The organism is Protofrankia symbiont of Coriaria myrtifolia (assembly GCF_900634755.1).
In the GTDB taxonomy this organism is placed as follows: domain Bacteria; phylum Actinomycetota; class Actinomycetes; order Frankiales; family Frankiaceae; genus Protofrankia; species Protofrankia coriariae.
In genome coordinates this window covers 1-6,556 of the sequence record NZ_CAAAFS010000102.1, presented here as the reverse complement: position 1 = coordinate 6,556, position 6,556 = coordinate 1, and the positions used below count along the sequence as shown (strand labels likewise).

Annotated in this window: 9 protein-coding genes, 1 tRNA gene and 2 pseudogenes; 1 reads left to right on the top strand and 11 read right to left on the bottom strand. The window is 70.3% G+C overall.

Annotation, left to right across the window (positions count from 1 at the left end; translation table 11 throughout):
- The first annotated feature begins 441 nt into the window (after positions 1-441).
- A tRNA-Leu gene (locus tag CM1CMNOD_RS05820) sits at positions 442-525 on the top strand.
- A 37-nt stretch (positions 526-562) separates the two neighbouring features.
- Here the strand turns inward: CM1CMNOD_RS05820 and CM1CMNOD_RS05815 are convergent.
- From CM1CMNOD_RS05815 to CM1CMNOD_RS05780, 11 genes and pseudogenes are all read right to left on the bottom strand, one after another.
- Positions 563-2,188, bottom strand: coding sequence for a tyrosine-type recombinase/integrase (locus CM1CMNOD_RS05815; protein WP_013872748.1), 1,626 nt, complete (start codon positions 2,186-2,188; stop codon positions 563-565).
- Positions 2,185-2,355, bottom strand: coding sequence for a helix-turn-helix transcriptional regulator (locus CM1CMNOD_RS05810; protein WP_237703098.1), 171 nt, complete (start codon positions 2,353-2,355; stop codon positions 2,185-2,187). Before CM1CMNOD_RS05810 ends, CM1CMNOD_RS05815 begins: the two co-directional genes overlap by 4 nt.
- Positions 2,356-2,571: 216 nt before the next feature.
- Entirely contained in the window at positions 2,572-2,991 is a 420-nt protein-coding gene (locus CM1CMNOD_RS22835) for a hypothetical protein (protein ID WP_237703009.1), read from the bottom strand.
- A gap of 339 nt (positions 2,992-3,330) precedes the next feature.
- Positions 3,331-3,504: pseudogene (locus CM1CMNOD_RS24330) on the bottom strand (helix-turn-helix domain-containing protein); the annotation flags it as partial.
- An 11-nt stretch (positions 3,505-3,515) separates the two neighbouring features.
- A complete protein-coding gene (locus tag CM1CMNOD_RS05805) occupies positions 3,516-3,698 on the bottom strand; it encodes a hypothetical protein (RefSeq protein WP_013872745.1) in 183 nt (60 codons plus the stop codon).
- Positions 3,699-3,768: 70 nt separating this feature from the next.
- Positions 3,769-4,041 carry a hypothetical protein gene (locus tag CM1CMNOD_RS05800; protein WP_013872744.1) on the bottom strand — a complete coding sequence of 91 codons (273 nt, stop codon included), beginning with the start codon at positions 4,039-4,041 and terminating at the stop codon, positions 3,769-3,771.
- Complete coding sequence (locus CM1CMNOD_RS05795; RefSeq protein WP_013872743.1) at positions 4,038-4,361, bottom strand: hypothetical protein; 324 nt, start codon at positions 4,359-4,361, stop codon at positions 4,038-4,040. The genes CM1CMNOD_RS05800 and CM1CMNOD_RS05795 overlap by 4 nt, the downstream gene beginning before the upstream one ends.
- 105 nt (positions 4,362-4,466) lie before the next feature.
- Positions 4,467-4,859, bottom strand: coding sequence for a DUF6197 family protein (locus CM1CMNOD_RS05790; RefSeq protein WP_013872742.1), 393 nt, complete (start codon positions 4,857-4,859; stop codon positions 4,467-4,469).
- A gap of 278 nt (positions 4,860-5,137) precedes the next feature.
- Entirely contained in the window at positions 5,138-5,395 is a 258-nt protein-coding gene (locus CM1CMNOD_RS22250) for a hypothetical protein (RefSeq protein ID WP_043603094.1), read from the bottom strand.
- 207 nt (positions 5,396-5,602) lie between these two features.
- Complete coding sequence (locus tag CM1CMNOD_RS05785; protein WP_013872739.1) at positions 5,603-6,190, bottom strand: NUDIX domain-containing protein; 588 nt, start codon at positions 6,188-6,190, stop codon at positions 5,603-5,605.
- Between the two features lie 75 nt (positions 6,191-6,265).
- Positions 6,266-6,556, bottom strand: a pseudogene (locus CM1CMNOD_RS05780) (hypothetical protein); the annotation flags it as partial.

Sequence of the window (6,556 nt, the reverse complement as noted above, 5' to 3'; positions counted from 1 at the left end):
GGACACTAGCGGAACAACGGCCCTCGTGACAGTCGCCAAAGTGACATGGCGCACGTGCCGTAAGCCCCTTCACACACGGCAGCCGGTCAGGCAGCCTGGGTATGGGAAACCTCGGGTGCGCCGGAGCAGGCTGTGGCAGGCGGCGTACGGCGCATCCGATCCGACGACGACCCGGACTGGGTGCTCCCGGCCGTCCCGGAGGTACCTGTCGGCGTGACCGCGATCTACGGGCGGGACCGCGGTCACTGACGACAGCCCTCCGCCCCACCGACACCACTCGGCCCGCTGACGGCACCGGCGAGATCCCCCAGCACAACCCCAGCCTGTGGGCTGATATGGGCCGTCTGGACGGTCCATGGCCAGCGGTCGCTACCCTGTAGCTGGCGGTACGTGATACCTGCGGCACCTACCTTGTGGTACGCCGTACCTGGCAGCACGTGCGCGGGAGTGGCGGAATGGCAGACGCAGCAGACTTAGGATCTGCCGCCTTCGGGCGTGGGGGTTCAAGTCCCCCCTCCCGCACCAGCCGGGCCGAGCAGCCATTTCCCTTTGTTTGCAGAGGTCAGCCCACCTTTCGATCATCAGGCGACTGCTCCGCCGTGTCCGGCGGTGTCCGATCGTGTCCAGCGCTGTCCGGCGAGTCGCGGCACATGCGCGGCACAGCGTCCGCTCCCGTGCCGCCGCCGGGGCCATCCGCCCGGGTGAGGCCCAGAGCTGTCTCGATCCGGCGGAGCTGGGTGTCGACGTCCCCGTCGATGCACTTCGCGTACACCCGGTAGAGCACCGCCACGGAGTGGCCGGCCCACTCCGCGACCTGGCTGCCCTGGACCATCCCGTTCAGCCACGTCGACACACAGGCGTGACGGAGGTCGTACGGCGTCGCCGCGAGCGGCGAGGCAACTTGCTCCGGTGTGAGCGCGGCAGTGCGAGCAGCCTTCCAGATCCGGCCGTAGGTGTTGGACCGGACAGGTCCACCGCGGGGAGATCGGAACACCTTGCCGTCCTGGCCGGGCGGGTAGTCCGCGAGGTGGGCGCGTAGGAGCGCGACGAGCGGCGGGGGGATCGGTACCCGCCGGGTGTCGCCCTTCGCGCGGTGCTTGAGCTCCCTCGGTTCCCGCTTCCCTGAGTCCGTCCATCGCGCGCCCGTCTCTGGGTCCGCCCCGTCAAGGATGAACCATCCCCACTCGTCATCCGTGGCCGGTAGCACGATGTCGGCCGGAGCCAGGTCATTGCATTCCTCCGGCCGCAGGCCCGAGTAGTACATGCAGGCGAAGAACGCGGCCAACCTGGCTCCCGTCTTGCCCTGCGCGGCGACAGCGGCGAGGAGGCGGCGGGCCTGGTCGTGGTTGCAGACGACGCGCCTGTCGACGACTCCGCCGCTGTTGCGCACCGGCCGCCGCTTGATCTGGTCGACCGGGTTGAAGGGGAGCCGCTTGCGTTCCACCGCGTACTCCAGGCAGGAGTAGAAGGCCGACCGCTTCCGGGCGACCGTGGCCGGTGCGGCCGGCCTTCCGTCGATTCTCTTGCTGATCAGGTCAAGTCCGCGGCGAACCAGCTCGTTCTCGGTATCGCCAAGATCGGTGATCGGGATCGTGTTCTTCTCCAGCCAGGCGACTGTCTCCGCGATGTTCTGGGGCGGCTCGGGGGACGCTGGGTCTCCCCCCTTCTTCGACGTGACCGGGAGTCGGCTGCGGGCATCGAAGGCCCAGGTGTAGAGGGCTTTGCGGAGAAGCGCCGCCCGGGGACGGCCCGGCGCGTCCGGTCGGATGAATGCCGGGGTGATGTGCGCGAGGGCTTCAGCGGTGTTCTTGCGGTGTCCAGGCGAGGCAGCGGCCCACATGGAGTCCACGAACTCCACCGCGTGGGAGTACCAGGTGTCGACCTGTATGCCCGGTTCGGACGGTGCTGTCTTTACCCCTCGCTTACCGGCCTTTCTCTTCGCGTATTCGGCATCCATGGTCACCGGCCAGCCGGTCGCCACATCGAACGCGACGCCTTCCTTCATCGCGGTCATGAGCTTCGAGCGGAAGGAAGAGGCCAGTCCGGAAGTGGTGAACGACTCGCCCTTCTCCTGGCCGGTCACCTCCCAGCGAACCCGGTAGGTGGTGTACTTTGCCCGCTTGGTCTTGCGGGTCTTCCACAGCCGCACGTCGTAGGAGAGTTGACGCGGCTCTGGGACGGTCGTCATTCAGCGTCCCGATGAGCAGCTTTCCAAGCCTCCAACGCGGATCTCTCGACTCGCACCTTTCGTGATGGCAGGGTGATGCACTTGGGCGCCAGCCCCTTGGTACGCCATTCATAGAACGTTGACCGGGGGATCCGAAGCTCGGCGCAGACCTCATCAATCGTCAGCATCGATTCGGCGTGGTCCTTGCTCGCGAGGGCCTGGGTGCGCGACGCACGGGCGGGCATGATGTTGGTGCTCCTTTGGTAGCGGCTGGTGGGGCTGCTCCGGCGTGCGTGCTTGGCGGCGTGTACCGGAGTCGCGGTCTGGAAGCCCGGTCTGTGTGGACGCGGGCGCCGATTTGTTCGGCGGAGAACGACCGCTCGTGTCGCGCCTGATCGTGATGTTCATGACAGCTCTCGACCGGCCGGCACGGCGATCAGTGGATGACAGGTCGGGCAGCGGCGGGCGCGGCCGTCGTCGAGTTCGAACAGCCGTGTCGACTCGTTGCAGATGCCGCACCAGGGCGGCCGGGCGACGGCAGGCGCGCTGCCGGTGGTCGGCGGGTCCGGCAGGTCGGTCAGCCGGGTCCGCAGCACCGCATACGGCGAGCGGACCCCGCCCGGGTTGGCCCCGAGGGTTTCGCGCAGCCCAGATGGTGTCCAGCCGGCCGCGAGCGCGGTAGTGACCAGCGGGGCCAGCCGGGTCCGCTGCCGGGGCGTCAACCGCCATGATGATCCGAGCCTGGTCAGCACCCCGGCCGTGTCGGAGCGCGCCGGATGTGTGTCCCCGGCCGGCTCTCTCTCCCCGCTCGCGACCGGCGGCATCTGATCATTGAAAGATCCTCCACCTCCGTCCACAGGTCTGCCGTCGTTCACCGGCGGGGCGGCTCGCGCGGGTGGTGGAGGTTCAAGGACGTTCAAGGACGTTCGGGTGACAGAGCTGTGACACCCCTCCCCTGACAGAGCTGTGTCAGGGGAGGGGTGACGCAGTTGTGACGGGGGAGGCAGATTGACGCCCCCGTCAGGCTGCCGGGGGTCAGCCCGCTTCGGTGGCCCGTTGTCCACAGGGGTCGAGGCTGGTTCGGTTGTGCCGTTTGTCACGACGGTGTACCTGTTCGCCCCGCCCCGGCCCGCGGCCGTTTCGACCAGCAGGTGTCCGCCTGCTACCAGCCGGCGGATCACCCGCTGTACCGTCCGTGGGGCCAGCCGGGTTTTGTGGGCCAGGGTCGCCACGGACGGCCAGGCGTTCCCGCCGTCGTCGTCCGCGGTATCCGCGATCGCGAGCAGCACCAGCCGTTCGTTACCGGCGGTCGGCGAGGACCCCCACACCCACGTCATCACCTTGACGCTCACCGGCCTGCCTGCCCGCCCGTGTCCGGGGTGGGGATGCGGATGTCGAGGTAGACCCGGACCAGCCGGGACCGGCCGCGGTCCGGGTAGGTGTCGGAGACTGCGACGACGTCGAGCACGGACGCGATGGCCTCGGCCGCGGTGCGGCATTCGTCCTCGGTGCCGTGCAGACGGATCTTCACAGGGCGCCTGCCTTCGACCGGGTGGCACCGAGGGCGGCTACGACCCGTTCGGCGGGGAGTCGTGCCGCCATCACCGGCCTCCGGTGGGTCGTTCGTGTGGCAGGCGGGGTGCGGGCTGGATGGTCAGGTAGCCGGGGTTGCTGGTGGCGGTGGTCAGGTCGACCACGTCTCGGATGCGAATGTCCGGTGACTGGCTGGCAGTCCGCTGCGGCAGCGGGAGGAGGTCGCCGAGCTGGGCGTCGACGGCGGCCGCCAGCCGGTTGGTGGCGTCCCGGGCGTCTACGCCGGCGGTGTCGGCGAACACGAGGACGGCGACGCGGTGGATGGGCAGAGCGGTGCTCATCGACTGGTCTCCGGTCGACGGCCCGGGCGGGGGAACAGCAGCCGGCCGGCGGTGTAGGGCTGGGACCAGGCGGCGACGGCCCGGGCGACCACGTCCATCCGGATCCGGGTGTTGCCCCGGCCTTGGTGGACTTGTCCGGCGAGGCCGGCGACCCGGTCAGCGACCTCGGCGAGGGCGCCGGCCTTGTCCCCCACGTAGTGGAGGTTGGCGTCGGCGAGGCCGATGAGCAGGATCCGGCCGGTGTAGTCGACCAGGGAGACGAGGGCTTCGGCGAGCCGAGTTTCGGCGGGGGTCATTGCCCCCGATGCCGGCTGACGCATGGAACGGTCCTTCCGGTAGGAGAATGCGGCTGGTGATGAATGGCTGTCCGGGTGGTGGACGTGGCGGCGTGCACCCGGATCGGAAATGCAACGATCAGATCGGTGTCATGCGTTGATTTCTCCTTCTGCTGTTCCCCAGACAGCGATTGCGGTGTGGGTTTGCTTGAGAAGGGCCAGAACCTGGGAGCGGGTGCGGGTGGGATGGTCGTTCCAGGCCGCGAGGTATTCGCCGGCGTCCATCAGGGTCGGGTTACCGCCGAGCTCGAAGGCGAGCTCGTCTTCGGCGTCGCAGAGCGCCTGCAATGCGGCGGGATTGTCGGGCAGCTCGTAGGGATGGCTGCCGGCGGCCAGGCGCAGTGCGCCGGACAGGTCGACCGCGCCGGTGGTCTCGTCAACATAGTCACCGCGGTGCCAGCCGCGGGCGGCCAACTCGGCGCGGGCGCCGGTGAGCAGGCCAGCGACTCGCCGTGCCCTGGTCTCCGGGGTGAGGGTGGTCATGCGATCTCCTGGGAGATGTCGCGCTGGTCAACGACCAGCCGCAGAGAGTAAGAGGTGGTCCCGGTGCGGCGGCGCTGTGGCAGATGGCCGCCGCACCGGGGGGTGGGGTCAGTGGGCGGAAGCGAGGACCAACCGGCGGGCCGCGCATACCGCCGGGCTGTCCGCCGGGGCTGGACGCTGCTCAGGGCAGCCACGGGCCTGCTCGAGCCGCAACCTCGCGACCAGTTGGATCAGCTCGGGCGGGGTGCTGTCGGTGGTGGTTCCGTGTCCCCGGGCACTCACCGGCTGCCGCCGGCGGTGCGGGTGGCGAGGGTGTGGGCGGCCTCGTCGGCGGTGACCGCGACCACGGCCGCGGTCAGAACGGCCAGCAGCGCGTGGCCGCGAAGCCGGGCCAGGACGGTGTGCAGGGCGGGCATGATGGTGCTGCTCCTCTCGTGTACTGCGGGTGGGGTGGTCCCGGCGCGGCGGCGGTGCTGCCAGGCGTGGACGCCACGCCGGGACGGCTTCAGGTGCGGGGCGGGAGGCTGGTCACGCACCGAGTGCAGATCAGCCCGTGGTAGGGGCCGTGCACAGGGCAGGTGCTGACGTTGGTCGGGTTCTGGTCCCCGACCGCGTGGACAGGTAGGGCGGGCACGTCCTCTCCTGTTCTGTCAGATGATGTAGCTCGGGTGACGGGCGTCGGTGATGATGCAGGCGTGGTCGAATGCCGGCCGGAATCCCGCGGCCGGGGCTGCGGACGGAGGTCAGGTGGTGACGGTGACGGTGGCGCTCCACGTGATCGCGGCGCCGCCGGCAGGGGTGTAGGTGCCGGTGATCTGCCCGTCGAGGCCGGTGAGGACCGTGTGGGTACCGCCGTCCGGGTCGGGGGTGAGGTCGTGCAGGGCGTCGTCGATGGCGTCGATGACGGCGTCGGGCACGACCCCCGCCCGCAGGATCTCGGCATGGTCGAACGCCAGACCCTCGTGCAGGGCTCGCTCGACAGGCACCCAGTCGGCGGCGGCCGCGTCGTCGCCGGCGACCGGCTCCCACCCGGTGGGGGCCCACGTCAGATAGGCCCAGCTGGCGTACCGGCCGCGCGGGTCGCGGCCGGGGGTGGCGTAGACGCCGACCAGGCGCAGCTCGACGATGTTGAGGCCGGTCTCCTCCGCCAGCTCCCGGCGGGCGGCGTCCTTGGGGGTCTCGCCGGCGTCGATGTGGCCGCCGGGAAGTGCCCACATCCCGGTGTAGGGCGGCCAGCCGCGGCGGATCAACAGCACGTGGAGGATGCCGTCGCGTTCGGACAGGGCGATGACGTCGGCGGTCAGCCGCGCGGTCTCGTGGGTGTCGGTCATCTCGATGCCTCTCGGTTGTGAGGGTGGAACAGGGGATGGCGAGTCGGGGCGGGGCGCGTGGGCGGGCAGTGGGTGTCATGCGGACTGCTTGGGGATGGGGATCCACTGGCCGTGGATCGGCTTGGCGGCCAGGCCGGCGGCGGCCAGGTCGGTGAGGACCTCGTGGACGCGGGAGCTGCCCACTCCGGCCTGGTCAGCGAGGTCTTTGGGACGGGAGACACCCGCGGTGAGGAGCTGGTAGATACGAGCGCCGGCGGGGGTGTCCAGGACTGCCGGCCGGGTCGCGGGCTGCCCGCTGTCCGCCTGCTGCGGCCCGGTGGTGGGGGGCGGCGGGCCGCAGCAGGCGGACAGCGGGCAGCCCGCGAC